The sequence below is a fragment of the Chryseolinea serpens genome, from assembly GCF_900129725.1.
GTDB classification, from domain to species: domain Bacteria; phylum Bacteroidota; class Bacteroidia; order Cytophagales; family Cyclobacteriaceae; genus Chryseolinea; species Chryseolinea serpens.
The window spans coordinates 500,854-526,152 of the sequence record NZ_FQWQ01000002.1; the positions used below are offsets into that span (position 1 = coordinate 500,854).

25 protein-coding genes are annotated in these 25,299 nt (G+C 50.0%); 18 read left to right on the forward strand and 7 right to left on the reverse strand.

Annotation, left to right across the window (positions count from 1 at the left end; genetic code table 11):
- The first annotated feature begins 7 nt into the window (after positions 1 to 7).
- The 13 genes from BUB30_RS16085 (at position 8) to BUB30_RS16145 (ending at position 13,597) form a co-directional block, all read left to right on the forward strand.
- Positions 8 to 598 (forward strand): outer membrane beta-barrel protein, encoded by a 591-nt coding sequence (locus BUB30_RS16085; RefSeq protein ID WP_073137299.1) that lies wholly within the window; start codon positions 8 to 10, stop codon positions 596 to 598.
- A gap of 53 nt (positions 599 to 651) precedes the next feature.
- A complete protein-coding gene (locus tag BUB30_RS16090) occupies positions 652 to 2,007 on the forward strand; it encodes an anaerobic C4-dicarboxylate transporter family protein (protein ID WP_073135922.1) in 1,356 nt (451 codons plus the stop codon).
- Between the two features lie 88 nt (positions 2,008 to 2,095).
- Positions 2,096 to 3,145, forward strand: coding sequence for a type II asparaginase (locus tag BUB30_RS16095; RefSeq protein ID WP_073135924.1), 1,050 nt, complete (start codon positions 2,096 to 2,098; stop codon positions 3,143 to 3,145).
- A 99-nt stretch (positions 3,146 to 3,244) separates the two neighbouring features.
- Positions 3,245 to 4,708 carry an aspartate ammonia-lyase gene (locus BUB30_RS16100; protein WP_143164954.1) on the forward strand — a complete coding sequence of 488 codons (1,464 nt, stop codon included), beginning with the start codon at positions 3,245 to 3,247 and terminating at the stop codon, positions 4,706 to 4,708.
- Between the two features lie 49 nt (positions 4,709 to 4,757).
- Positions 4,758 to 5,954 (forward strand): porin, encoded by a 1,197-nt coding sequence (locus BUB30_RS16105; protein WP_073135926.1) that lies wholly within the window; start codon positions 4,758 to 4,760, stop codon positions 5,952 to 5,954.
- Between the two features lie 114 nt (positions 5,955 to 6,068).
- Positions 6,069 to 7,379, forward strand: a complete 1,311-nt coding sequence (locus tag BUB30_RS16110) for an OprO/OprP family phosphate-selective porin (protein ID WP_073135928.1) — start codon at positions 6,069 to 6,071, stop codon at positions 7,377 to 7,379.
- Between the two features lie 61 nt (positions 7,380 to 7,440).
- The gene (locus tag BUB30_RS16115) at positions 7,441 to 8,154 is read left to right on the forward strand and encodes a DUF2490 domain-containing protein (protein ID WP_178377130.1); all 714 of its coding nucleotides are present in this window, start codon (positions 7,441 to 7,443) and stop codon (positions 8,152 to 8,154) included.
- Between the two features lie 25 nt (positions 8,155 to 8,179).
- A complete protein-coding gene (cax, locus tag BUB30_RS16120) occupies positions 8,180 to 9,265 on the forward strand; it encodes a calcium/proton exchanger (protein ID WP_073135932.1) in 1,086 nt (361 codons plus the stop codon).
- Positions 9,262 to 9,939, forward strand: a complete 678-nt coding sequence (locus tag BUB30_RS16125) for a hypothetical protein (RefSeq protein ID WP_073135934.1) — start codon at positions 9,262 to 9,264, stop codon at positions 9,937 to 9,939. The genes cax and BUB30_RS16125 overlap by 4 nt, the downstream gene beginning before the upstream one ends.
- A complete protein-coding gene (locus BUB30_RS16130) occupies positions 9,936 to 10,556 on the forward strand; it encodes a hypothetical protein (RefSeq protein ID WP_073135936.1) in 621 nt (206 codons plus the stop codon). Before BUB30_RS16125 ends, BUB30_RS16130 begins: the two co-directional genes overlap by 4 nt.
- Before the next feature lie 66 nt (positions 10,557 to 10,622).
- Positions 10,623 to 11,078, forward strand: a complete 456-nt coding sequence (locus BUB30_RS16135) for a hypothetical protein (protein WP_073135938.1) — start codon at positions 10,623 to 10,625, stop codon at positions 11,076 to 11,078.
- A 587-nt stretch (positions 11,079 to 11,665) separates the two neighbouring features.
- Positions 11,666 to 12,190 (forward strand): DUF4136 domain-containing protein, encoded by a 525-nt coding sequence (locus tag BUB30_RS16140; RefSeq protein ID WP_073135940.1) that lies wholly within the window; start codon positions 11,666 to 11,668, stop codon positions 12,188 to 12,190.
- A 102-nt stretch (positions 12,191 to 12,292) separates the two neighbouring features.
- Positions 12,293 to 13,597, forward strand: coding sequence for a BamA/TamA family outer membrane protein (locus tag BUB30_RS16145; protein ID WP_143164955.1), 1,305 nt, complete (start codon positions 12,293 to 12,295; stop codon positions 13,595 to 13,597).
- 29 nt (positions 13,598 to 13,626) lie between these two features.
- Here the strand turns inward: BUB30_RS16145 and BUB30_RS16150 are convergent, their stop codons facing one another.
- From BUB30_RS16150 to BUB30_RS16165, 4 genes are read right to left on the reverse strand one after another with little or no spacing between them, the layout of a single operon-like run.
- Positions 13,627 to 14,922 (reverse strand): RNA polymerase sigma factor, encoded by a 1,296-nt coding sequence (locus BUB30_RS16150; RefSeq protein WP_245804110.1) that lies wholly within the window; start codon positions 14,920 to 14,922, stop codon positions 13,627 to 13,629.
- Positions 14,923 to 14,932: 10 nt separating this feature from the next.
- Positions 14,933 to 15,277: a YciI family protein gene (locus BUB30_RS16155; protein WP_073135944.1), complete on the reverse strand. Its 345-nt coding sequence runs from the start codon at positions 15,275 to 15,277 to the stop codon at positions 14,933 to 14,935.
- Positions 15,278 to 15,316: 39 nt separating this feature from the next.
- Positions 15,317 to 15,664, reverse strand: a complete 348-nt coding sequence (locus BUB30_RS16160; RefSeq protein ID WP_073137303.1) for a YciI family protein — start codon at positions 15,662 to 15,664, stop codon at positions 15,317 to 15,319.
- A 44-nt stretch (positions 15,665 to 15,708) separates the two neighbouring features.
- Positions 15,709 to 16,161, reverse strand: coding sequence for a carboxymuconolactone decarboxylase family protein (locus BUB30_RS16165; protein ID WP_073135946.1), 453 nt, complete (start codon positions 16,159 to 16,161; stop codon positions 15,709 to 15,711).
- Between the two features lie 253 nt (positions 16,162 to 16,414).
- On the opposite strand from BUB30_RS16165, the gene BUB30_RS16170 reads away from it, so the two are divergent.
- Together BUB30_RS16170 and BUB30_RS16175 are read left to right on the forward strand one after the other, a co-directional pair.
- Positions 16,415 to 17,086, forward strand: coding sequence for a succinate dehydrogenase cytochrome b subunit (locus BUB30_RS16170; RefSeq protein WP_073135948.1), 672 nt, complete (start codon positions 16,415 to 16,417; stop codon positions 17,084 to 17,086).
- A gap of 53 nt (positions 17,087 to 17,139) precedes the next feature.
- Entirely contained in the window at positions 17,140 to 18,411 is a 1,272-nt protein-coding gene (locus BUB30_RS16175; protein WP_084138174.1) for a transglutaminase domain-containing protein, read from the forward strand.
- 583 nt (positions 18,412 to 18,994) lie between these two features.
- Here BUB30_RS16175 and BUB30_RS16185 read toward each other — a convergent pair.
- Entirely contained in the window at positions 18,995 to 19,594 is a 600-nt protein-coding gene (locus BUB30_RS16185) for a hypothetical protein (protein WP_073135954.1), read from the reverse strand.
- A 289-nt stretch (positions 19,595 to 19,883) separates the two neighbouring features.
- On the opposite strand from BUB30_RS16185, the gene BUB30_RS16190 reads away from it, so the two are divergent.
- The gene (locus BUB30_RS16190) at positions 19,884 to 22,568 is read left to right on the forward strand and encodes an ABC transporter permease (RefSeq protein ID WP_221408730.1); all 2,685 of its coding nucleotides are present in this window, start codon (positions 19,884 to 19,886) and stop codon (positions 22,566 to 22,568) included.
- A gap of 30 nt (positions 22,569 to 22,598) precedes the next feature.
- Here BUB30_RS16190 and BUB30_RS16195 read toward each other — a convergent pair whose 3' ends face one another.
- Positions 22,599 to 23,219 carry a DUF4383 domain-containing protein gene (locus BUB30_RS16195; RefSeq protein WP_073135956.1) on the reverse strand — a complete coding sequence of 207 codons (621 nt, stop codon included), beginning with the start codon at positions 23,217 to 23,219 and terminating at the stop codon, positions 22,599 to 22,601.
- A gap of 19 nt (positions 23,220 to 23,238) precedes the next feature.
- Positions 23,239 to 23,754 (reverse strand): hypothetical protein, encoded by a 516-nt coding sequence (locus BUB30_RS16200; RefSeq protein WP_073135958.1) that lies wholly within the window; start codon positions 23,752 to 23,754, stop codon positions 23,239 to 23,241.
- Positions 23,755 to 24,159: 405 nt separating this feature from the next.
- On the opposite strand from BUB30_RS16200, the gene BUB30_RS16205 reads away from it, so the two are divergent.
- Complete coding sequence (locus BUB30_RS16205; protein ID WP_073135960.1) at positions 24,160 to 24,747, forward strand: Crp/Fnr family transcriptional regulator; 588 nt, start codon at positions 24,160 to 24,162, stop codon at positions 24,745 to 24,747.
- 71 nt (positions 24,748 to 24,818) lie between these two features.
- Positions 24,819 to 25,298, forward strand: a complete 480-nt coding sequence (locus tag BUB30_RS16210) for a YybH family protein (RefSeq protein ID WP_073135962.1) — start codon at positions 24,819 to 24,821, stop codon at positions 25,296 to 25,298.
- Position 25,299 lies beyond the last annotated feature (1 nt).

The following is a 25,299-nucleotide window of genomic DNA, read 5'->3' on the forward strand; positions in this document are numbered from 1 at the left end:
ATCCGCCATGAAAAAAATAATCATCCTCACCCTGCTTGGCATTTGTGCCTGCACCATGTTAATGGCTCAAAATAATTTTGCCGTCAGCTATGCCATCGCCCAGCCCACGGGAGATCTCAACAGCTTCATCGGCAAAACCAGTTTTCGCGGGATCTCGTTCGACTACCGCTATACGGTGAAAGACAACATCGCGATCGGATTCTCCGCCTCGATGAACACGTTCTATGAGTCCAAGCCCAAGGATACCTACACCGTCGACAACATCTCGCTGACGGGAAAACAATATCGCTACAGCAACAACATTCCTTTGCTGGTCACCGGTACCTATTTCCTGAGTCCGGAAGAACCCATGAAACCGTTTGTCACCCTCGGCCTCGGCACCATGTATTCGCGACGCAACACCGACATGAACTTGTATACGGTCGAACTCGAAGCCTGGAATTTCGCTTTGCAACCCGAGATCGGTGTGCAATATGAACTGTCGGACATGACGGCCCTTCACCTGTCGTTGAAATACATGCAGGGATTTCAAGCCGGCAACGAATTGAAGTCAGCTCAATCGTTCTTCTCGCTCAACATTGGGTTTGCCTTTTATTGAGAGCGATCCTCCTTTGAGCACAATTTGACTTCAGCTTTAGCAAAACGTTTGGTATGTATCTCGCGACTCAATTGGTGATCTTGTTGGCCTGCATCTTTATAGGTGCTCGCATGTCGGGCATTGGCCTGGGGGTGATGGGCATGATTGGTTTGCTCATCTTCATCTTTGCCTTTGGCATGAAGCCCTCCGACCCACCGTTGGAAGTCATGTTGATCATACTCAGCGTGGTGACGTCCGCAGCGGCGCTACAGGCAGCCGGCGGTATGGACTACCTGGTCGACATCGCCGGAAAAATATTACGCAAACATCCCGGACAGATCACCCTGCTGGGGCCGCTGGTGACGTACGCCTTTGTGCTCTTTGCCGGCACGGCGCACATCTCTTATTCCATCTTGCCCATCATTGCCGAAGTCGCCATAAAGAATAGAATACGACCGGAACGCGCTTTGAGCATGAGTGTGACGGCGTCGCACATGGCCATCACGGCCAGCCCTGTTTCGGCAGCGGCGGCGGCGTTGCTCTCCGTGCTTAGTGGCACCGGGGCAGGACTCGCACAAATTCTGATGGTCGCCATACCCTCGACGCTGATCGGGGTGATGGTGGGCATTCTCTTTGTTTGGAAACGTGGCAAAGAGCTGAGCGAAGATCCCGAATTCCTGGAGCGCATGAAAGACCCTGCGTTTGTGAAAAATCTCGAAGGCAACGTAGAGAAGACGACCACCACGTTAGCGCCCGGCGCCATCAAGTCGGTCGTGATCTTTGCGCTGGCGATCGCGGCGGTTGTGCTCCTGGGATCTTTCCCCGATCTATTACCGGAGTTCTCCGGCAAAGAAGGGTTCACACCCGGCTTTGCGGTGAATGCAGCGGGTCGGCTGCAGATGCCTTCCATGATCATGATGATCATGCTGTCGGCCACCGGGCTCATCATTCTCTTTGCCGACACCACGGCGGCAAAAGTGACCAAGGCAAGTTTGTTTGCATCGGGTGGCCAGGCCACGATTGCCGTGTTTGGTGTGGTGTGGATGAGCAGCACGTTTATGGACCACAATTTTGAGGTCATCAAAAATACGTTGGGCGAAGTAGTGGCGGCTTACCCCTGGCTCTTCGCGGTTGCTTTGTTCTTGCTGAGCATGTTGTTGTACAGTCAGGCCTCCACGACAAAGGCGCTGATGCCGCTGGGGCTTTCGCTCGGATTATCGCCGGCTTACCTGATCGGCATCTTCCCGGCTTGCAACGGCCACTTCTTTATTCCCGGCTATCCCACCTTGCTCACGGCCATCCAATTCGATCGCACGGGCACGACGCGTATAGGCAAGTATGTATTGAATCACAGTTTCATGTTACCGGGCATCGTCACCACCATCGCTTCGGTATTGGCAGGTTTGCTGTTGCAATCCGTCCTTTTGTAATGTAAGAGTGTACCGCTACTAAAAAATAAAAATTCCAGACCACACGAATGGAATTTTGCTCTGACCAAAAAACCCTAACAAACATACCATGAAAAAACTACTCACTCTCCTAGCCTTCCTGACCTTGATGGCACAAGTACAGGCCCAACAATTACCAAGAGTAATCATTTTAGCCACCGGCGGAACCATTGCCGGTGCGGGTGCCTCCGCAGACCGGGCGGGTTATACCGCTGGAAAAATTCCGATCGACGATCTGATCGGCACCATACCTTCTGTAAAGAAAATTGCCAGCATCTCTGGCGAACAAGTGGCCTCGGTTGGCAGCCAGGATATGACCGTCGACATCTGGAAGAAACTGGCCATTCGCGCCAATGAGATTTTTGCAAAAAATGAAGCCGATGCCATCGTCATCACCCACGGCACCGACACTCAGGAAGAAACGGCTTATTTTCTCGACCTGGTCATCCCCTCCGACAAACCGGTTGTCCTCACCGGCTCCATGCGCCCGGCGACCGCCATTAGTGCAGATGGTCCAAAGAATCTATATGATGCCATCACCGTAGCGATCAATCCGGCCACCAAAGGCAGAGGCGTATTGGTGAGCTTCAATGAAGGCATCTACGATGCCCGGGAAGTCATGAAGCTGAGTACGACCAAGACAAATGCTTTTGGATCTCCCAATACCGGTCCCGTTGGACAGGCTTATGATGGCCGGGTGGAATATTACTCATCTTCCGATCGCGAAGTAAATCCCAAAAAGCCTATTGTATTGACCGCCGACACAAAGTTACCCCGGGTAGATATCGTGTACATGTATGCAGACGCACCCTCCGACCAGATCGATATGCTGGTGGGCAAAAAGGTTGACGGGATCGTTATCGCCGGTGTGGGAAATGGAAACTTCAACAAAGCCTACATGGACGCCGTGAAACGCGCGGTGAAGGCGGGCGTGGTTATTTGTCGCGCAAGCCGGGCGCCTTCCGGCCGGGTCGTGCTGCACGATGAGATCAATGATGATGAATTGGGCACCATTGTTTCCGATGACCTGACGCCACAGAAAGCCAGGGTACTCTTAATGCTTGCCCTGACGAGGACAAAAGACAAAAAGCAGCTCCAGGATATTTTCTTTAAATATTAACCACCGACCCGATGCCCTGAATTTCATTGCGCTCAGATTCACCTCTGGGCGCAATGCTTCCTGGGCAGTGTGATTATCCTAAAGACAAAACCCAAAATAATGAAAGCCACGAAATCCATAACCGTATTGTCCTTGTTGATGTTGATCAGCTTGCAGTACGCACAGGCACAACAGACCCGCACAGAAAAAGACTTGCTGGGAGAAAAACAAATTCCGGCAGATGCCTACTACGGCGTTCAAACGCTCCGCGCGCTGGAGAATTTCCAGATCAGTGGGGTGAAAACCAATTTTTATCCCGACTACGTCAAGGCCTATGCCATCGTGAAGCTGGCTGCTGCCCGCGCCAACACCGAAGTGGGGCGGATGAAAAAAGAACGCATGGATGCTATCGAGAAAGCGTGCCAGGCAGTCATCAACGGAAAATATCACGATCAATTTCTGACCGACCTTTACCAGGGTGGTGCGGGCACATCGGCCAATATGAACGCCAACGAAGTGCTGGCCAATATTGCGCTCGAAATGGGTGGTCATAAAAAAGGCGAGTACCAGTTTATCGAGCCTCACGACGATCTGAACATGGGGCAGTCGACCAACGATGTTTACCCCACGGCCATTCACATCGCTTTGATATTACACAACGACAAAGTGATCAAAGAAGCAGAGTTGTTATCGCAGGCGTTTCACAAAAAAGGAGAAGAATTCAAAAACCTGGTGAAGATGGGCCGCACCGAAGGCCAGGACGCTGTGCCCATGACACTGGGACAGGAATTTCATGCCTTTGGTGCACAACTTGACGCTGCCATCGATGCCCTCCGCAAAAGCGAAGCTTATTTATACGAAGTGAACATGGGCGCCACCGCCATTGGTACGGGACTAACGGCGTCGCCGGGTTATTCCGAAAAATGCGTGGCACAACTGGCAAAGATCACGGGCAAGCCCATCGTTGGACCAAAAGATCTGATCGCCGCCACGAGCAGCATGCAAGCTTTTGTCATGTTTTCTTCTGCGTATAAAAACCTGGCGGTCACGCTTTCTAAAATCAGCAGCGATCTGATCTTTCTCACCTCAGGTCCACGCAATGGAATTTTTGAGATCAACCTGCCGGCATTGCAACCGGGTTCGTCCATCATGCCCGGAAAAGTAAATCCCGTCATGCCCGAGGTGATGAACCAGGTGTGCTACAAGGCAATGGGTAACGATGCCACGGTGACGATCGCATCGCGCGATGGGCTCCTGCAACTCAATGCCTATGAACCCGTGGTCGCCACTTCCATCATGGAGTCACAAGCCCTTTTTTATAAGCTGATGCCCTTGTTCCGCAAAAACTGCATCGACGGCATCACCGCGAATGAAAAGGTCCTAAAGCATTACTTAGAAACGACCGTGGGCATTGTGACGGCGCTGAATCCAGTTCTTGGCTATGAAAAAACAACGGAGCTGGCAAAAGAAGCGCTTCAAAGCGGTAAGGGAATTCTTGAACTGATCCGCGAAAAGAAACTGCTGACCGAAGATCAGATCAAGAAGCTCATGGATCCGGTTGCATTGACGGGACAGAAACTGTAACGGAATGGAACGGCTCTACATCATCCTTTGATCTTATAAACCAAAAGTTATGAAATCATCCATACGTATAAAATGGCTCTTGTTGTTCTTCCTGCTCCCCGCTACGCTTTGGGCGCAGAAACAGGAGCGCCAGATGGGCGACACCACCTACTACCCCACGTTGATCCCGGAAGCAAAACAAGGATTGCTTCGGGACGTCAGCGTGATTGCCAACATGAATTTCGCACTGCGAAACGAATTTCAGGATGGCGACTACATGAAAACCCGGTTCCGCAACGAGCAGTTCAGGTTGGAAATACGAGGTAAAGTTCACGACAAAGTGTTCTTCCGTTTTCGCGACCGGTATACGCGGGCACAAACATCGGAGTCCGTCGACAACCTGAGCCGCTCGGTCGACCTGGCCTACCTGCGTTTCGACATATCGGAAAAGTGGAGCGCCTCGGCCGGCAAGATGTGCGCCGATTGGGGCGCCTGGGAGTTTGATTGGAATCCGATCGACATCTATGAATACTCCGACATTGTTGAGTATGCCGACAACTTCCTGACAGGGGTTGGTGCTACCTACACGCCCAGTCAACGGAACCAATGGACCTTCCAGGTATTGGATTCCAGAACAAAAACCTTCACCGAATTATATGGAACGCAACCCAACTTCACCGAGTCGAAAGCGCCTTTGGCATTCGTAGTGAACTGGCGTGGAAGTCTGTTGGACGGCAAGATCAAAACCATTTGGTCATATTCCTTATTCAACGAAGCCAGCAATGCCAACATGAACTACATCGCCCTGGGCAATGAGTTCACATTAAATAAATTCAGATTTATCTATGATTTCAAATGGAGCGACGAGCAACTGGACCGGACCGGCCTGGTGAGTCAAACCGTTCCGGATAATATTTATCCCTATGCCCTAGCGAACTCGCGATACATCGGCCACTGGATCAATCTTCGCTACATGATCACGCCAAAGTTACATCTCACCTTTGTGGGCATGATGGACATTGCCCAGTGGAGAAACAGTTTCAATGATCCTGAAAACACAACCGGTGAACAGCACATTCGAACCGCATGGGGTTATATCCCGGCCGCGGAGTATTATCCGTGGGACAATTTAAATCTCAAGTTCTTTGCCAACTGGGTCGGACGGGTATATAAGTATTCAGATTACGCAAAAACCCGGTTTGGTGTCGCGGATTATAACACCGGCAGGTTTACGGTTGGATTTATTACACCGCTGGGTATACTCTAGGAGCGTACGCGTTGTTAACGCCTATGAAAATCATTGGTGGCGGGAAGCCAGCTCACAGCAAGACATAGCGACGCGTGGGTTTTCTTATGAACCATTTATAAAATCGATCCTGGAATGAGGAAAAAAAAACGGCGAACACATGCCATCAGAAACGCATACTTGTTGAGCATCATGGCAATGATCGCATTAACCTCCTATGGCCAGGATACGACGCAATACATTCCAGACGGAACCATGGGGGAAATGCTGGAGGTTGTCAAAGCGGACACCGTTCCAAAAAAATGGAGAGACAAGCGGTGGCGATTGTTTCCGGGAAAGATCACCACCTTTAAAGCGGGCGGAGGTTTCCTTTATGAGTTTGCAGGTTTTGCGCAAGACAGCAACAGCAAGCGCCAGGCCGACTCAGCAGGATATGAAGTGAAGTCGGCCTTTAAAGTCCGTGATTTCCGACTGGTGGCCAGCGGACAATTTAAAACAAAGAGGGCATTCAGTTGGAAGGTTGGCTTTATGTACGATGGCGTTACCGATTCCTGGTTGGTGCGCGAGACCGGCCTCATGATCGATGTGCCCGAATTGTGGGGCAGTTTCTTTATTGGCCGGACCAAAGAAGGATTCTCCATGAACAAAGTCATGAACGGTTATGCCGGTTGGGGCCTGGAGAGACAAATGGCGCTCGACGTCATTCCCATTCTGGCCGACGGTGTGAAATGGCTTGGCTTCCTTCCGAAGCAACGCATTTTTTGGAACCTCGGCGTGTACACCGATTGGCTTTCGAAAGGCCAATCGTTCTCGACCTACAAATGGCAATTGGACGGACGCGTCGGGTGGCTGCCGCTCTATTCCCAGCCCGACAAAACTGTTTTCCATGTTGGATTTAACTACCGGTATGGAGCACCCGTCGACGGTGCCATCCGCTTGAAGTCCCGGCCGGAAGCAAATCCCGCTCCCTACTTTCTCGACACGGACAAGTTCTCGTCTACCGGGTCAAATCATTTTGGGGCCGAGATCTACTTCAGAAAGGGCTCGTGGATGTTCGGTTCCGAATATTACCTCCACCAATTCAATTCGCCGGAAGGAGCTAGTAAGATATTTTACGGCGGTGAACTGGTGGCCATGTGTCTCCTTACTGGTGAGACGCGCCCTTACAATACAGCGACGAGTATTTTTGGATTTGTACCCGTCGCCCGACCTGTTTTTAAAGGCGGGCCGGGCGCGTGGGAAGTCTTGCTCAGGTTCTCCAATCTCGACCTGAACGACGGGGTGATCCAGGGCGGCAAATTCTGGAGACTTACGCCCATGGTAAACTGGTATCTCTCCAAGGATGTGCGGCTCGAGTTGGCTTATGGATACGGGGTCCTGGATCGATTCAATTTGAGAGGCGTCACGCAATTCTTTCAAGCGCGTATCCAGCTAACCTTATTGTAGATCCTTCAAAAGTAAATCATATGCTAAAGACCCTTGCTGCATGTATAAACGCATCTGCATAATGGCTGCTCTTCTTCTTATGGCGGAAATACAAGGCCGTGCGCAACGTCACGAGCAACTCTGGTTTGATTATCAGCTGGACTATCCCTTTGCGAATGTGTTTCTGTTCGAGGTTTCGGCAACCTATCAAACCGTTTTAACCCAGGATTTCAAATGGCGAAGTTTCAGTGTGAGCCCCACGTTTGAGTACACGTTCTCGCGATGGATGGATCTGACGGCGGAAGTACCGCTGGGGTATACGCTCCAGAAAGAGGGAAGCAACTCGTTTGAGATCTCACCTATTGTCGGTGCCCGCTTTTACATTACGCAAAATAAGCGGATCGACACCCGGATCCTCTTGCGGTATCAGCAGCGCTACTTCAGAGAGGTTGAGAATGATGTTTGGGACATCAGCAACCGCACCCGGATCAAAGCCGAAGCCTACATCTGTATCAACCAGCCCAATCTCTTCACGAACAACCTGTGGTATGGCATTGTGGACTACGAAGAATTTATTGTGGTGGACGACCAGGTGGACGAACGCTATGCCAATCGGCGGCGCGCCAGGATCGGGCTGGGATACCGACTGAGCTATAAACACCGGTTTGAATTGATCTACACCCGTCAGTCGTCGCGCAATGAGATCGACGGGGATTTTATCAGCAACGACAACGTGATCCAGCTTCGATATAAAATGTATTTGAATCCCAGCAAACCCGTACAAACGGATCCATAAAACCATAGGTTAAATAAACAGCACCATGAAAAATTTACTAAAGCCCGGCATCCATTGGTTGTTTGTTTTTATTCCGATAACCTTCATTCTCGAATCCAGCCACGCGAGTGCGCCACTGATTTTCTTCTCGGCCGCTCTTTCCATCATCCCCATCGCCCGGCTCATTGGAACGTCTACCGAGCAACTCGCCACGTATACGGGGGATGCCATCGGTGGACTGCTCAACGCAACCTTCGGCAATTTTCCGGAACTGATCATCGCCGCCATTGCGCTGAAAGAAGGATTGCATGAAATGGTGTTGGCCTCACTGGGGGGCGCTATACTTGCCAATTTACTGCTCGCTATGGGGGTGTCGTTTCTAGTGGGTGGCACAAGGTTTCGCAACCAGGATTATAATGCCACCAGCGTACGGGTATACAGTTCCATGATGATGATGGCCGTGATCAGCCTCACCATCCCCAGCGCCTTCCATGGCTACGCGGTAGACAAGTTCCCCGTCGCGATTGAAAATTTATTAAACCTGAACGTGTCCATCGTGCTCCTGTTGGCTTATGTATTGTATCTCGTTTTCATGATCAAGACACATCCCGATTTTTTCAGAAGCGACGCCACGTCAGCCCATGATGAAGAACACGAAAAGAGATGGTCGGGGTCGCTTGCCGTGACGATCTTGCTTGTCGCATCGGTCTTGGCGGCTTTCATGAGCGAAGTATTGGTAGGGGCTGCGGAGGAAACCGGAAAAGTGCTGGGCATGTCGAGTGTGTTTATCGGGATCATTTTTTTAGCCATCGTCGGCGGTGCCGCCGAGAGTATTTCGGCGGTGATCATGGCCTCCAAAAACAAAATGGATCTCAGCATCGGCATTGCGCTGGGCAGCTCGATCCAAATTGCGCTGTTCATTGCACCGCTGCTGGTCATCCTCAGCACCTTCGTCGGCCCCCAACAATTGAACCTCTCCTTTTCAAGAGGATTGATCCTGGCCTTGTTCCTCGCCGTGATCCTGGCAAGCGTCGTCGCGGGCGACGGGCGCTCCAATTGGTATAAGGGGGTCCAGTTGATCATCGTGTATATCATCATGGGCACCATGCTTTACTTTATCCCTGCTGTATGACGGACAATCAGAATTTTTGGAAAGGTGTCGTCAAAAGAGGCGCCGTATTAAACCCAGTCGACAGGACTTCTGAAGTACTGTTCGGACTGATCATGGTGTTAAGCTTCACCGGCGCCATCAGCGTGGCCTCCGACGGCAAGCAGGAGATCCGGGAACTCCTTTGGGCAGCCCTGGGATGCAATGTGGCCTGGGGGTTGGTGGATGCCATTATGTTCGTCATGAATGCGCTGCTGGAACGGGGACATGGCCTCGCCATCCTGAAAAAAGTGACGCATGCAGAAAGCAAAGCAGCCTCACGCGTCGTGCTGAAAGAAGAACTTCCACCGCTGGTCGCGGTCCTGCTGACCGACGAGGAGTTGGATCGGGTGGGTGACCGGTTGAAGAAAATATCCCCGCCCTCAAAAGAATACCTGCTCACCTGGAACGACCTGGTCGTCGGGGTCGAGATCTTTTTGCTTGTATTTCTATGCACCTTTCCCGTGGCACTCCCCTTTTTGTTTTTTCACGACGCTGCCTTTGCCTTGCGGGTGTCGAATGGTGTGGCTGTTTTTCTATTGCTCATCGGCGGCTTTATCCTCGCAGGCTATGCCGGCTTTCGCCGTTTCCCCACCGCCGTGATCTATGCCGGCATCGGATTGTTGATGGTCGCGCTCACTTTACTTTTAGGAGGATGAGAGGAGGTTGTCTTTTATCCTTCTTTAGCTTCGGCATCGCCTCTGTGTTCGCGCAAGGCGCCCCCGCTGCCGATCCCCCGGTTTGGGAATTTAATGCCCACGCTAACTTTTATTTTATCCCCGACGATTTCTTTGTGCTGCCCTTGTTCCAGGCCGACAAAAAAAAATTGCACCTGGAAGCCCGCTATAACTATGAAGACCGGCAAACCTTTTCGGCATGGGCCGGCTATAACTTCAAAGGTGGCAATGCCTTGGAGTACACCATCACGCCCATGCTAGGCGCCGTGGTCGGGCGCTCCGACGGCATGGCCCCCGGCCTCGAGGTCACCTTGAACTTCAAGCGGTTTACGCTGTACACCGAGGGAGAGGTCTATCTTGATTTCCAAAGCTCCGAAAACCACTACTTGTACAGCTGGAGTGACTTCACCTACTCCCCGACAGACTGGCTCTGGTTTGGCATCAGCGCTCAACGAATCCGGGTGTATGAGACGGCCCTGGACCTTCAACGAGGACTCATGATTGGCGCGGGCGTAAAAAACTGGGAGTTTACTACTTACTTATACAACATCGGTTTTGAAGACCCCTTTGTGTTACTCTCCATTTCAAAAAAGTTCTGACAGGTCAGGCAGTCTTCAACACATTGGTCACACCCTTACGAACCTAAACACTTAAACCCGAACGTCATGAAAAAGAACATCACACTACTTTCCTTCATTTTCTGCTGTGTCTCCGGCTATGCCCAGCATTCGGAAGGTGAACTGATTCGAAATGCATTTAAATCCGAGAAAAAATCCATCGTCGCCGAATTTCTAACCATGACCAAAGATGACGCTGCCAAATTCTGGCCGGTCTATGAGGAGTACGAAAAGGAACGCTCGCCGTTTGCCCTCCGCAGAATAAGACTGATCGAATCCTATGTCGACAACTATGAAAAACTGGATGATGCGAGTACAAATAAGTTGGTAGAGGAAAGCGCTGCCATTCAGAAAAACGAATTGATGCTTCGTGAAAAATATTATGCTTTGTTAAAGAAAAGCATCTCGACCTCTGTTGCTGCCCGGTTTTACCAGATCGAAGACGTGATCAATGTCGTGGTTCGGATGGGGTTGTATGAAGAGCTTCCCATGCTAAAAAAATGAAAGCATAGACGATCATCTAGTCTAACGCACATTATCGTGAGTTAACTCTCTTAGAAAAGGTCGAATGCAGTCAGGGCTAAAGCCCGGATGAGTGAGGGATTTTGTCCCTGGCCTAAAGGCCAGGGTTATTCAGTTCCAGAGCATCCTGCTAACGCGCTTCGCCACAAACCTCAGGGCTCCAGAACAGAGTGCCTTTAGAATCCACGCCCGTACAAACGGATTCCTACCTGTCAGAATCTAAATCAAGTTCACCAACCCATTAAATATAATTTGAATAACCCTGGCCTTTAGGCCAGGGTACAACACAATCTTTCGACAGGGCTTTAACCCAGACCACGCCGATGGAGCCCTTGGCACGGGAACCTGGGTACAATACCCGCTCCCGTCAGAGGTAAAAAAGCCCCTCCACTTAACCGTTAATTAACGTCATGTAACTTATCTGGGCGTTTAAAGGCGGCTATCTTTAAATCAGGCGCTGTGTCGTAAGTCCCAACGCGGGGTATGCGTCGCGCGAAAGGGCTCGAGCGGCCTGTAAAATAGGATCGGGGTAACCCATCAAATTTTCCATTTAAACCAACAACAACGATATGAAAAAATTAGCCATTTTTCTTTTTGCAGCCACAGCCTGCAGTTCGATTACCGTAAGCTATGATTACGATAAGACTGTCGATTTTAATAAGTACAAGACCTATGCCTACACCGAAGAAACATTGAAATTGCCGGTGGGTGATCTGAACCGCGACAGAATGATGCAGGCGGTAGACGCCGAAATGGCCGCTCGGGGCATGACGAAGTCCACCACTCCGGATGCGCTGGTCGACCTGCAAGTGAAAGCAAAAGAGAGAACCGAGGCCACCGCCACCAATACGGGTGGTATGTACGGCAGGTATGGCTACGGCGGAGGCTTCTCCACCACGAACATCAATTACAATACGTACACCGACGGCACCCTCTTCGTTAACGTGATCGATAAGGCCAGCGAAAAATTAGTGTGGCAGGGACGGGGCACAAAGACGCTGAACGAAAATGCATCTCCCGAAAAGAGAGAAAGCAACATCAAGACGGCGGTGAAAATGATCTTTGCAAAATATCCGGTGCTGGCTAAAAAATAAAAAGACATCACAAGAAGCCGCTGCACCTGCAAGGTATGACCCCCTACCTGGCACCCGTATCGGGAATATCTGATCTTGCCCAGCACGTCCAACCTCCAACCCATGCCTGCCAGCAACCCGCGGCTTTTTGTCAAATTGATTTTCCTGCTCCTGCCAGGCCTGTGGATTCACGCCCACCTCCAGGCACAAGCGCCTCCGGAAACTACAGCCGACACCACCTGTGTTCAACGTGACCTTCCCGGTGTGCTTCGTGAAGCGATGCACAAACCTATTAAGATCGATACCAGCGGTGCCGGGTCCATTCTGCTCATCCCGATTATCGGCTCCAACCCGGCAACCGGTTTTATGTTGGGCGTCGGCGGGCAATATGCCTTCAAACTGCCGGGTGTCGAAACCCGCTATTCCATGTTGTCGGGCAGCGTTCAGTTCACTTCCAAAAACCAACAATTGTTTCTGCTAAAGAATAATATCTATACAAAAAACAACAACATCTTTTTTACAGGCGATTGGCGCTACCTCATTTTCTCACAGTCCACGTACGGCCTGGGGACCAATGCTCCCCAGGGAGGCGTGCTGGATTATCAATTCAATCTCGCAGGCCAGGAAACGTCCGACGATTCGCTTGCACAGCCCATCAACTTTAACTTTCTCCGCTTCTATCAATCGGCATCCTTCAAGATCGGCAAAGCTTTTTATGTGGGCGTCGGATACTACCTCGACTACTACTTTAAAATCGACGACAAAAAACTCCGGTTGAATCCCGGCGACACGGTGATCACCAGCCACTATGCCTACAACAAAGCGTACGGATTCGATACGAATAAATACTATTCGTCGGCCTTGAACATCAACCTGATCTCCGATACGCGCGACAACATGATCAATCCCTACAAAGGGCACTTCCTGATGATCAGCTGGCGAGGTTCGATGAAACTATTGGGTAATAAAAACGCAGCCAATTTTTTCTCCATCGAGTGGCGGAGTTTCCATCCGTTGTCGGCCCGCAATCCGCGCCATCTCATGGCCTTCTGGTTCATGGGGAACTTCTCGCCCGAAGGCGAATTTCCCTATATGATCCTGCCCGCCACCGCCTACGACCAACGGAGCCGGAGCGCACGCGGCTACACGCAGGGACGTTTTCGCGGCAACAATCTCATGTATGGCGAAGCCGAATACCGTTTCCCGCTCTCTCCCTGCGGCGGCATCTGGGGAGGCGTGCTGTTTGTGAATGCCACCACAGCCAGCAACCCGAAACAATCGCTAAAATTAATGGAGTCGGTAAAGCCTGGCTACGGTCTGGGCCTCCGGATCATGGTGGATAAGAAAACGCGCACAAACCTCGCCGTCGATATAGGCTTTGGCGACAAGTCTTCCGGATTTTACCTGGCTGCGTCGGAAACGTTCTAACTTCAGTAAAGATTTCAGGAAGAACAACGCTATGCTGGTTTGTTGTTCACCGCTTTCGCCTCCTTCAACCGCTGAATATTTTTTGTCAGGGTTAGCTTATCTCCCGCCGAATTCGTCAGGCGCAGCGCCGTCTCAAAATGTTGAATGGCTTTTTCATTGTCCAACTCCGAATAGAGATTCCCCAACAGGGAAAAGTAAAACGGATTGTCGGTGAGCTTCAATTTTTCTGCTTCCAGGATGGCAACTTTCTTTCCATGGGCTTTCGAAAGCGCAAACGTCCGGTTCAATGCGGCGATCGGCGAATACTCCAGGATGAGCAAACTGTTGTAGAGGGATAAAATGTTCTCCCATTTTTCGGCCGTGTCTTCTTTTTGGGTGTGCCAGTAGGCGATGCCCGCCTCCAGGTGATACTTGGTGAGTTCATCGCCGGTAGACGCGCGATTTAAATAAGCCTTCCCGGTTTCGATGAGTTCTTTGTTCCAAAGAGTTTGATCCTGGTCCTCGTATAAAATAGCTTCCCCTTTTTCGTTTGTCCGGGCTTCAAACCGCGAGGCGTGAAAACACATCAACGCCAACAGCGCATTGGCGGCGGGTTTGTTGGTGGCTTTGTTTTCGATCAGCAAAATCGTGAGCCGCATCGCTTCGCTGCAGAGGTCTTTGCGCAGCGGCGTATCTTGTGACGTAGAGTAATACCCTTCGGAAAATAATAAATACAACGTCTTTAAGACCGTTTCCAGCCGGTCGTTTATTTCGGCAACGGTGGGTTGCTCGATTTTGATATTGGCTTCCTTCAGTTTCTCCTTCGCGCGGTTGATGCGCTTATAGATCACTTCCTTGTTGGTCAAAAATGCGTCTGCGATTTCCTGCCCCCCAAACCCGCACAACAAATTCAACGCGAGGGCAATCTGAGCTTCCGGGGCATTGCAGGGGTTGCAGATGGTGAAGATCATGGCCAATTGACTGTCGGCGATATTTTTCTCCGACAAGTCGATCTCCATTTCTTCCGATTTGTCGGCACTATACGTTATCTCTTTTGAAAGCCGGTTCTCAAAAAGCGAATTCCGTTTTAAATAATTTTTGGTTTTGTTTTTGGCCACGGCATAAAGCCACGCCCTGGGATTGTCGGGCACGCCTTGCAGACTCCAGAGTTCCGTCGCGGAAAGAAAAGTATCGCTCACCAGGTCTTCGGCGATCTCGATGTGTTGGATGCCAAATAAATAACAGAGTACCGAAACGATGTTCCGGTACTCTGTCCTGAATAAATGAGGTAAAAGCGTTTGATCTTCCATGAGCGAATAAAAATGCCCTGTAATATTACGAGGCATCTTCTTTACGTCAGGCGCTGACGAGGGCCATGCGCACTTCCACCGTGGCGCCCCATTCCAGGATCGGGCAACCTTTTGCGATCTCGACCGCTTCGTCATAGTCCTTGGCCCGCACAACGAACAAGCCTCCCAGTGATTCCTTGATCTCGGCATAGGGGCCATCCGTCACAGCGCTCTTCTTCACTACCCTGCCCACACCATCCCAACGCCTGTAGGGACTGACCAACCTATCTTCTGCGATGAGCTTGCCGATCCATTCCTGGAACGGTTTGATCGACGCCTGCATTTGCTCGGGCGAAGGACTCGCGTCCTTGCTTTTCAGATCGCGATGGATCGCTATGAGGAATTCGTTCATCGGTCGTGCTTATTTTTCGATTCAAGTTACAAAAAAATGTCAGACAGCTTGGATGGCCATGCGCACCTCCACCGTGGCACCCCATTGAATGATCGGACATCCCTTCGCGATCTCCACCGCCTCATCATAGCTTTCGGCCCTCACCAGGAGCAAGCCACCCACCGACTCCTTGATCTCCGAATAGGGACCGTTGGTAACGACATCGTTTTTCTTTACCACGCGTCCATCCAAATCCCAGCGTTTGGGCGGACCCACGAGTTTGTTTTGTGCGGCAATGCCACCCACCCAATCCTGGAAAGGTTTTATCGCTTCCTTCATTTGTTCGGGCGACGGACTGGCATCTTTGCTTTTCAGATCTCTGTGGATCAATATCAAAAATTCGTTCATGTTGTTTTTGTTTAGTTTTTTTGGTGAATGTGTTACCGGGCGGCTCAACCAAACTGACCCACCTGATAGGTCCCGATCGCATTCGGGAACGAAATGTTGATCCGGTTCCAGACGTTGATCGCGCCCACGGAAAGCGTCAGGTCCACCATCTCTTCCTCGGTGAAATGTTTCCGTGTCTCTGCATACACCTCGTCGGGAACGTGACAAGCGTTTACCGCTTCCGCCCAGGCAAAGGCAGCGCGCTCACGGTCGGTATAATACGGTGATTCCTGCCAGGTGCTCAGGCCGTACAGGCGTTGCTCGGTCTCGCCATGGGCACGCGCATCTTTATAGTGCATGTCCAGGCAATAGGCACAGCCATTGATCTGCGAGAGCCGGAAATGGATCAGTTCCTGGAGGGGGACGCCGATCGACGATTTCTTCAAATAACCACCGATTCCAAAGAGGGTATTGATGCCGTTTTGGCCCTTTTCAAAAGCATTTAATCTAGGTTCCATTTTTGTGAATTTTGTTGTTTTGAAAGGAAGACAACCGGCTTAGCCGATCTGGACAAAATCCTGAATGTTTTTTTTAAGAATTTTTCGGGCTCCCTGGGGCGTTTCCAAGGCATTACCCTTTCGGTCCAGCCCAATCCAGGATGACAATCGTATTTTAACGGCTGGACAACGTCGATAAAATATTTTTTTTAGTATACGGAATCAGGCGTTGTGCCGTATTTTTGTTGCGATTCAAACTAACACCCCACACGCCATGGAATGGTTTATAAAATTTACAAGAAGCACTATCGGTAGGAAATTCCTGGTGGCGCTAACGGGTTTGTTTCTGATCAGTTTCCTGGTCGTCCATTGCACCATCAACGCGATGATCTTCTACAACGACGGCGGCGTCACCTTCACACACTGGGCGCATTTCATGGGCACAAACCCGGTGATCCGTACGCTGGAGATCGTGTTGATCATCGGCTTCCTGATCCACATCATCGATGCCCTGATCTTATGGAGACAAAACAGGAAAGCCCGGCCGGTAGGTTACGACACCGTGAAGCCTGCTGAAAAGGTGACGTGGTCAAGCCGCAGCATGACCTTGCTGGGCACACTCATCCTGCTCTTCCTGGTGGTGCATACCTCGAGTTTCTGGATCCCCAATCGCACCCATCAAATTCTGCAGGGAGAAGAATTGCCGCTATACGACATGATGCTGGGGAAATTCCAGAGCCCGGTTTTTGTGGTCATTTATATTTTTGGATGTATTTCACTTTTCTACCATTTGCTGCATGGCTTTAAAAGCGCATTTCAGTCCTTGGGATTGAACCATGTAAAGTATAATGGAGCGATCATATTTGTGGGGACGGCGTTCTCGATTATTGTGCCGATCATTTTTGCGATGATGCCGATATCCATTTACTTCCACCTGATTGGGTAGAGGCCCCAATCCTTCCTGCTTACCATTCACGAAGCGTTAACCGACAGATTTTAATGAAAACTTTTTCCTTTCTAAGCATTTCGATAGTGATGCTCATGGGCAATGCTTTGCGCGCACAAGATCGCCAGCAAATCGATGCCGCCTACAAGAATGCGCTCCTGCTTTACGAACAAAAGGACACCTTCAAAGCCATTGCTGAATTTGAAAAAGTTGTCCAGCTGGACGCCGACCACAAAGATGCACTGTATCATCTTGCCACCATGAACTATGCTTTGGGCGATCAACCGACGGCGATCAAGTTTTTGAAGCGCGGCGTTCACCTTCACGACAGAAGGGCATTAACATTCTTACGAGACCAACTCCACCAGAAGATCACATACGCCGACACCATGCAATATATCGATCCGGCGACTTCTGAAAAGTTCGACAAAATCAAAAACCTGAATGCTCCAACCCTGAACGACATTACCAAAAACATCCTCTCGGTTTCCTCGAACGCGAGAGAGCAACTGCAATTGCTTTTGTTGTGGAGCCATCACGCTATGCGCGCGGATGGCGCGCGTTTTTTTAATGGCGGTTTTCCCTTGAGCACGCAACAAGCCATTCAAAAACGCACGGGCCTGTGTGACGAGTACTCCAACATCGTCGATGAATTCTGTAAGAAGATCAAAGTCCAAAGCTTTCGGGTGACCGGCTATGTGCGATATCCCGACTTCCAACCGGGCGATGCCTTGCGCCAAACCAATCACGCGTGGAACTTTGTCTACCTGGATTCCTCCTGGGTCGCGTGTGACTTATTCTGGTCGACCACGGCGCTGGATGCAGAAGGCTCCACGCCCCCGCATTTTGTGAAGCGCCTCGAACCGGAATACTTTCTGGGCCTTCCCAACGACTTTCTAAATCATCACTTACCCGCGGATCCCGTCTTTCAATTTGACGCGAGCCCGGTTGCGATCGCAGCATTCGCGAACAGCCCCGACGGCATCGACCCCCAGGTGAAAAGAATGCCCTATCTGAATTACCAGGATTCCATTAAAACCCTATTGAAACTTAGTCCGGAAAAGCGTTTGCTTAAAATGGCAAAGCATGCTTACAGTTACAACAAGGACAATCCAAATGAGTTGATCAAAGAGTCCTACAACTATGCCGTCAGTATATTGAATGACAAAGTCTCCACAAAGAACGATCTGAAGTCCGCAAAGCAATGCCTGGCACTGGCAAAATCCCTGATACCGTTATCCAACGATGGCGACATCAAAGCATTAAAAGAGAGCTGCGACGCCGGATTGACCATGGCCGACAAGAGGCTGGCTACGGCCAAGTAGACCTCACGAAACAAAAACACGTTGGCTAATTATTGGCTCGTTTTTTGGAAGTTGACTGAACTCAACAACAGAATCACCCATGAGCGATGCACGTTGGAATGCCATCGATAGACGACTGAGATCAGCGGCCATACTCGTGTCGCTCTTGTCAATACCGTGGCCGTCGTCGGGACAAGTCGGGAAGATTTACATTAAGGGTACTGCCCGGGAAGTCATCACCGGTGAAATCGATCATTTTGAGTTCAACCCGTCAGACACTACGTTGACGGCTGCGTCCTTTGAATATTTGAATAAATTCGGATCGTTTTATAACGACAGCCTGTCAAGAAACTACAGCTATTTAATCGTGTTGGACCTGGAGTCTACAGAGGAGGACAAATGGGCGAATGCCAACCTATCCTGCCCCAGGCTGCTAGCGGTCTTTAACTACCTGCAAAAGAATTTTAAGGTTGATGGAAGTAAATTCAGAGGGCGATACCGGGAGACAATAACCCATATTTGTTACGCCCATATAGCACCTACTAAAAGGCCTGCTAAAAAAAGAAAAAAATAAGCGCTAGGTCGAGAAATTTGCCGGCTTATTTCATCCTCTCTTTACGATATTATTAAAAACCCAATTCGCTTCCTCCTCCGGTGAAGTGATTTCTACCTTACTCAACCTACTGAACGTTGCACCGGGATGATCGTACGGCGCGCTGTCGTCAAAGTACGGCCCGGCAACGCCGAGCATCCAACCGTCTTTGGCTGCCCAATGCGGCTCATTGACTCTGAATTTGAAAACATGAAAATGCACATTATTTTCCTTATCAAAAGGAATCGTCACTTGCTTCACGTGTTCCATCTCATCGGGACAGGCATCCAGTTCTGTGGGAAATTCAAGCCAGTTGGCAAGATTGCTTTCGGCGCCCTTTTCGATAGTAAGAAGTTCTTTGGGAAACAGGTTCAGCTTCTCATTTTCTCTTAATAAATGAAAGGTCGGTTCGCGGGTCAAAAAATTCTCCGCATACAAAGCAACATCCCGCGCTGTGATTTCCTGGCCGCCTTGAATTCGCTCAAGCAGCGGTTTTATTCTTTCAAATCGTTGTTTGCTCAATTCAATATTTTGTCGTCGCACCTTTAGATACCGGTAGGCGACGAACGCAATGATCACCAATAATATTAATCCAATAATGGTAACTGTCATGTCGTATTTCTTTGGCCTCTAGATAATGATATTAGCGGATCAATTTAAGATTGATGCATAATAAATTCAAAATATGCTGGTCAGTATTTAAAAAGGAAGGCAATTCCCAACCCTCCACCTCCTTTTTATCATTGGCAATTAATGAATAACCCCGGACTTTAGTCCGGGGTACATATCCCCTAACCCAACCCCGGCTTACATTTATTTAGAAGAATTCTGCAACCTTTTACCCTTTCCCCGGTACTTTAGACAAAGGTGAAACAAACATTAAGGAAAACGCCCTTTTCGTTTGAAAAAGAAAGACATGAACACACCCAACCCCAAAAAAGCCGGGCCGCCACAATGGGCCACGCGCTTTTTTCGATGGTTTTGTAACGATCACTTGTCGGAAGCCGTGTTGGGCGACCTGGAGGAGCTTTATGCCCGCCGGCGCCCGCTCCTTGGAAAAAGGAAGGCGGATCTGCTGTTTGTGATGAACGTGTTGCTGTTTCTTCAGCCTTTTGCGATAAAGAAAAGATCATCGACACCCGTAAATCAACTCGCTATGTTTGAGAATTATTTTAAGATCGCCTGGAGAACCATGTCGCGTCAGCGGCTTTACACCGGCATCAAGATCGGTGGGCTGGCCATTGCCATCGGCACCTGCATTTTGATCACGCTGTTTGTGAGACGGGAACTCACCTACGATCAGCATTATCAAAAGGGTGATCTGGTTTACCGGGTTTATCGCGAAAGCAATCTTCATGGGGAGACGGAGCGTGGCATCTATTTTCCAGCGCCTTTTGCCAAGGCACTCCAGGATGAATATCCCGAAATAGAATTAGCTGGGCACTATAATCCCTCGGCAAATGCTGTGGACGCCGGCAACACGGTGAGACGGGGAGATGAAATTGAAAGTACGCACGAGGACGGCTTCGTATATGCAGACCAGGGGCTGGCCGACATCTTTGAACTACCTTTTCTCCGGGGCAACGCACAAAAGGCTTTGCTTGAACCCAACACCCTTGTGATCACAAAACGCATCGCCGACAAATATTTTGCAAACGATGACCCCATTGGCAAAACCCTGATCCTGAATGATGACGAAACACAACCCTATTCGATATCGGGCGTCGTACAAAATCCGGCTGCCACCACACATTTTCAATTTAACTTTCTGATTTCACTTGCCGGGAAAGAATTCTGGAAAGGTGAAAAAACGGCGTGGATGTCGAGCAATTACCTGGACTATATCCGTGTTAGACCCGGCACCGACGTCGCTGCACTGGAAGAGAAAATGGATGCCCTGATCGGGAAATATTTTGTGCCCTCGGCCGCCGAAAGTGGGGACGATCGCAGCCTGATGGCCTGGGTGAAAAGTCTCCATTTCAAATTACAACCCGTACAAGATATCCACCTCAACACCATGAGCGTCGGCGACAACCTGACGCATGGCGATGTCCGTTATGCCTGGCTCTTTGGGGCGATTGCGTTTTTTATTCTGACCATCGCCTGCATCAACTTCATCAATCTTTCTACGGCGCGGTCTGCTCATCGCGCGAAGGAAGTCGGCCTGCGTAAAGTAGTGGGTTCGCCGCGGAGCCAGTTGGTCAACCAGTTTTTGATCGAGTCGCTGGTGTTCAGTTTTATTTCGTTTGCCCTGGGGCTTGCGTTGGCACGCACGGCACTGCCCTCGTTCAACACCCTCCTGGCCAGTCCATTGACGTTTCCGTGGGAAGCCTGGTGGTTCATTCCCCTGCTCTTTTTGGGCGCGGTGTTGATTGGCTTTGTCGCCGGCATCTACCCCTCCTTTTATCTTTCATCTTTCAAGCCCGTGGACGTATTGAAAGGCCACACCACGCTGGGCGCACGAAGCTCCATCCGAAGCCTGCTGGTGGTGTTCCAGTTTAGCATCTCCATCATCCTCATCGTTGCCACGCTCGTTATCCAGCAACAGATGCATTTCATTCTCCACAAGAAATTAGGCTTCAACAAAGACCAGGTGCTCATCCTCCAGGATACACACACCCTCGGCGACCGCATCGTTACCTTTAAAAACGAGCTGCTGCAATTGCCCAACATCAAACACGCCACCATCAGCGGCTTTCTTCCTCTGGAGGGCGCCGACCGCAATGGCAATCCCTTCTGGGCCGATGGAGAAAAGGAACCCGAAGAAGGTGTCGGCGCACAAATATGGTCTGTCGATCACGACTATTTGCCTACGCTGGGTATCGACCTTGTGGCGGGGAGAAACTTCAATGTCGAAATGGCTTCAGATTCGCAGGCCGTCATCATCAATCAAACGATGGCAAATGCCTTGAACCTGAAGGATCCCACGGGTCGCGCCATTGTCAATCCCTGGAAACAAAAATGGAATGTGATTGGCATCATGGAAGATTTTCACTTCGAGACATTGAAAAAGCAGATCGAGCCATTGTGCGTCGTCATCGGCCGGAGTTCAAATGTCGTGATGGTAAAGATTGATTCGAAGCATCCTCAAGACGCAATCGAATCCATCTCCGGATTATGGAAAAAGTTTTCGCCTCATCAGGCCATCCGGTACACGTTCCTGGACCAGCGCTATGCGGCCATGTACGAGGAGGTTCACCGAACACAACAAATATTTACAGGCTTTGCTGCCCTGGCCATCCTGTTGGCTTGTTTAGGATTGTTTGCGCTCTCCGCTTTTTTAGCCGAACAGCGAAGCAAGGAGATCAGCATCCGGTTGGTCTTGGGCGCTACGGCAGGAAGTATTTTTCAATTGCTCACCCGGAATTTCATGACGCTGCTCTGCATCGCGTTGGTCATTGCCACACCGCTGTCGTGGTATATGATGCAACGCTGGCTGGAGGATTATGTGTATAAAATCTCTATTTCCTGGAGCACGTTTGCCATCGCGGGGCTGGTGGCTGTGGCGATTGCCTTGTTCACCGTCAGCTATCACACGATCCGCGCGGCATTGGCTAATCCTGCCAACCGGTTGCGTTCTGAGTGATTCCGGAATCCGTGCGTTCCCCGCAGCTATTCAGGGTTGACTATAAATTACCGCCAATAGCAAAGGGACCGATATTAAAATGGAGATAACCAACGGCACCCAGATGGGTTTCGCTCTATACTTTGTTTCTGCACCAACGTATTTATTCCAAAAAACTTGATTCATGATCCAGGCCCCGGCAGTGTTGATCCCAACGGTTAAGCCCGTGCTGTTTCCCTTAACAAATGACAAGATAAAGATCGCCAGTCCCGTATAAAGGACTCCAAAGGCAATCACCGCCCAACGAGCATTGCCTTTGTCTCTTAAATTTGATGAAAGTAAAACAGCTCCAAAGACCACTGTAAAAAATACCGAAAATCCCCAAATAGCTCTCTGCGAGTAAAAGGCAGGTGCCTCCGGGTCGGTCACGACATTCTTTTTCCATGTGCTTGTCCCTGTTTGTACCTCTTCATCCCTCTCCTTTTTCCTGATCACCTCTAACTTCAGCTTGATCTCACTCAACTCTTCCTCCGAAAATTCCTTTCCCCGATTTCGCAGTTCCTGAATGGCGGCCGTCACCGCTTCTTCGGTATATTTTTCGCTGTTCACCAAATAGTTTTTCAGTTGCTCGTCAGATTTGCTGGTCATCAGCGCCTGGTATTGATTATCCATAGAATTGTATTATCTGTTTTTACTTTTCGGCACCGGCTTGCTCCATGACGATTTCATTGATCCTGGGCTGAACAAACCAGATCCCAACAGGCCATATCATCATCGAAATAACGGTTAAGATATAATCTCTGAAATGAGCCTGCTTTCCCATCTCGATCGATCTCAAAAGACGTCCGGGGAAGATCAGCACGTGAACAAATGCATAGAAAAAATAAAACAGGGGTATGGCGCCTACGCCCCTAAATATCATTCCCCTCCCCTCCGACAAAATGAGTACAGCACAATACGTGGCAATCAACACAAACCAGTTGATAACAAAAAGGTTGTACTTCATCTCCACCCTGGCGGGTAAAAAAACATAGAGTCCGTGGCCGACGGCTAAGTGCCATACAAGGGAAATCAGAAATCCCGTTATATTTAAGGCAACCCTAATGTCTCGTGGCCAGCCAAGATCAAGATCAACGTTACAGAGTAGGTATCCAATGGATAAAACTATGAAGATCTGCCAATGCTTTGCTGTCAAAAAAAGTCTCATGCCGCTGGTTGATTTCGCTATCGTAAACTATTGCTCGCTCCCAATACATTATTCTGCTATCGGTCTTCATCGCCTCTGTTCATTACTTCTGTCCGGATCAACTGCTTCTCTGCCCTTCTTTCTCCTTTCCAAAAGAGTCTGGAAAGAAAACCACCGAGGTGTTTCACATTCTCCCTTTTCGGAGTTTTAGTCAGTTGTCCATTTCTTTTAAATGCCATGTTCGCAGGGGTCAGCGATCTGCCGTTATGCGTTTTCGCGACACAATGTTCGGGCGACTAAAATACAAATTAAAGCGCAACCCGCAAGTGAAAGCAGGTGTTTACGGCCCCGTCCAAAATGTACCTCTTCACACCCATAGCCCTTTCTAAGGCAAACATTATTTTAGTACCTTGGAAGGTTTATTGTATGAAGCCGACACCCTCATCCTGCATCGATTTCAAAAAGCACCTGGATCGTTTCATAGAAATTAACGATGCCGAGTTCGGGCAGATCCTGGAATATTTTTCCATCAAGAAACTTAAGAAACACCAACTCCTGGTGCGCGCCGGCGATGCCGTCCACCACACCTACTGGACAAAAAGCGGACTTCTCACCTCCACCTTCACCGCCCCCGATGGCAAAGAACACATCATCCAGTTTGCCGACGAAGCCTGCTGGATCACGGATCAAAACGCCTTCTATCACCAGGCGAAAGCCATCTTCAACATTGCTGCCGTGGAAGACTGCGAATTGCTGAGCCTCTCTTTCGAAAATCGTGAAAAGCTCTGTGCCGCCTTTCACAAAATGGAACACTTCTTCCGGAAAAAGGCTAACGACAGCTTCACCAAGCAACAGAAAAGGCTCCTCACCTACCTCACTTCCGATTCCCAGCAGCGCTTCGAACTCCTGCTCCAGGAATATCCCAAACTCATGCAACGATTGTCCAAAAAAACGTTGGCGGCCTACCTGGGCGTGTCCCGCGAAACGCTGAGCCGTTTTACAAAGAAAGGGTGATCTGAAATTAGTGACATACGTCACTTTTTGGCAGCTCCCGTTGGCTGACTTTTACATAAAAAACAAACGCTATGAAAAAAGTCAACACCGCGATCCTGGCCCTGGTAGCCCTGGGATGCTCATTTGCACATGCTCAGTCCGGGAAGAGCAGTCAAAACGCCTCGCTGGAGGAAGCTAAAAAAGCCATTGCCGCCAGCAACGCCATCTATTTTGAATCTTTTGCCAAGAACGATCCCTCCATTTTTGTGAACCGCTATGCAAAAGACGCCTGCATCCTCGCCCCCAACGCCCCCGCCATGTGCGGCCGGGAAGCTGCGGCACAGTTCTTTAAAACGGCCTGTGACGAATTCGGTCTCAAAAACGGCAAGTTCATCACCACGGCAGTCTACGGCGATGGAAAAGAATACGTGACCGAAGAGGGCCTCTGGCAGTCGTTCGACGCTCAAGGCAAGCTTTTCGACGATGGCAAATTTCTCGTGCTCTGGAAAAAGACCGAAGAGGGCTGGAAAATGTTTCGCGATTCGTTTAGCAGCAACCGGGTTCAACACTAGA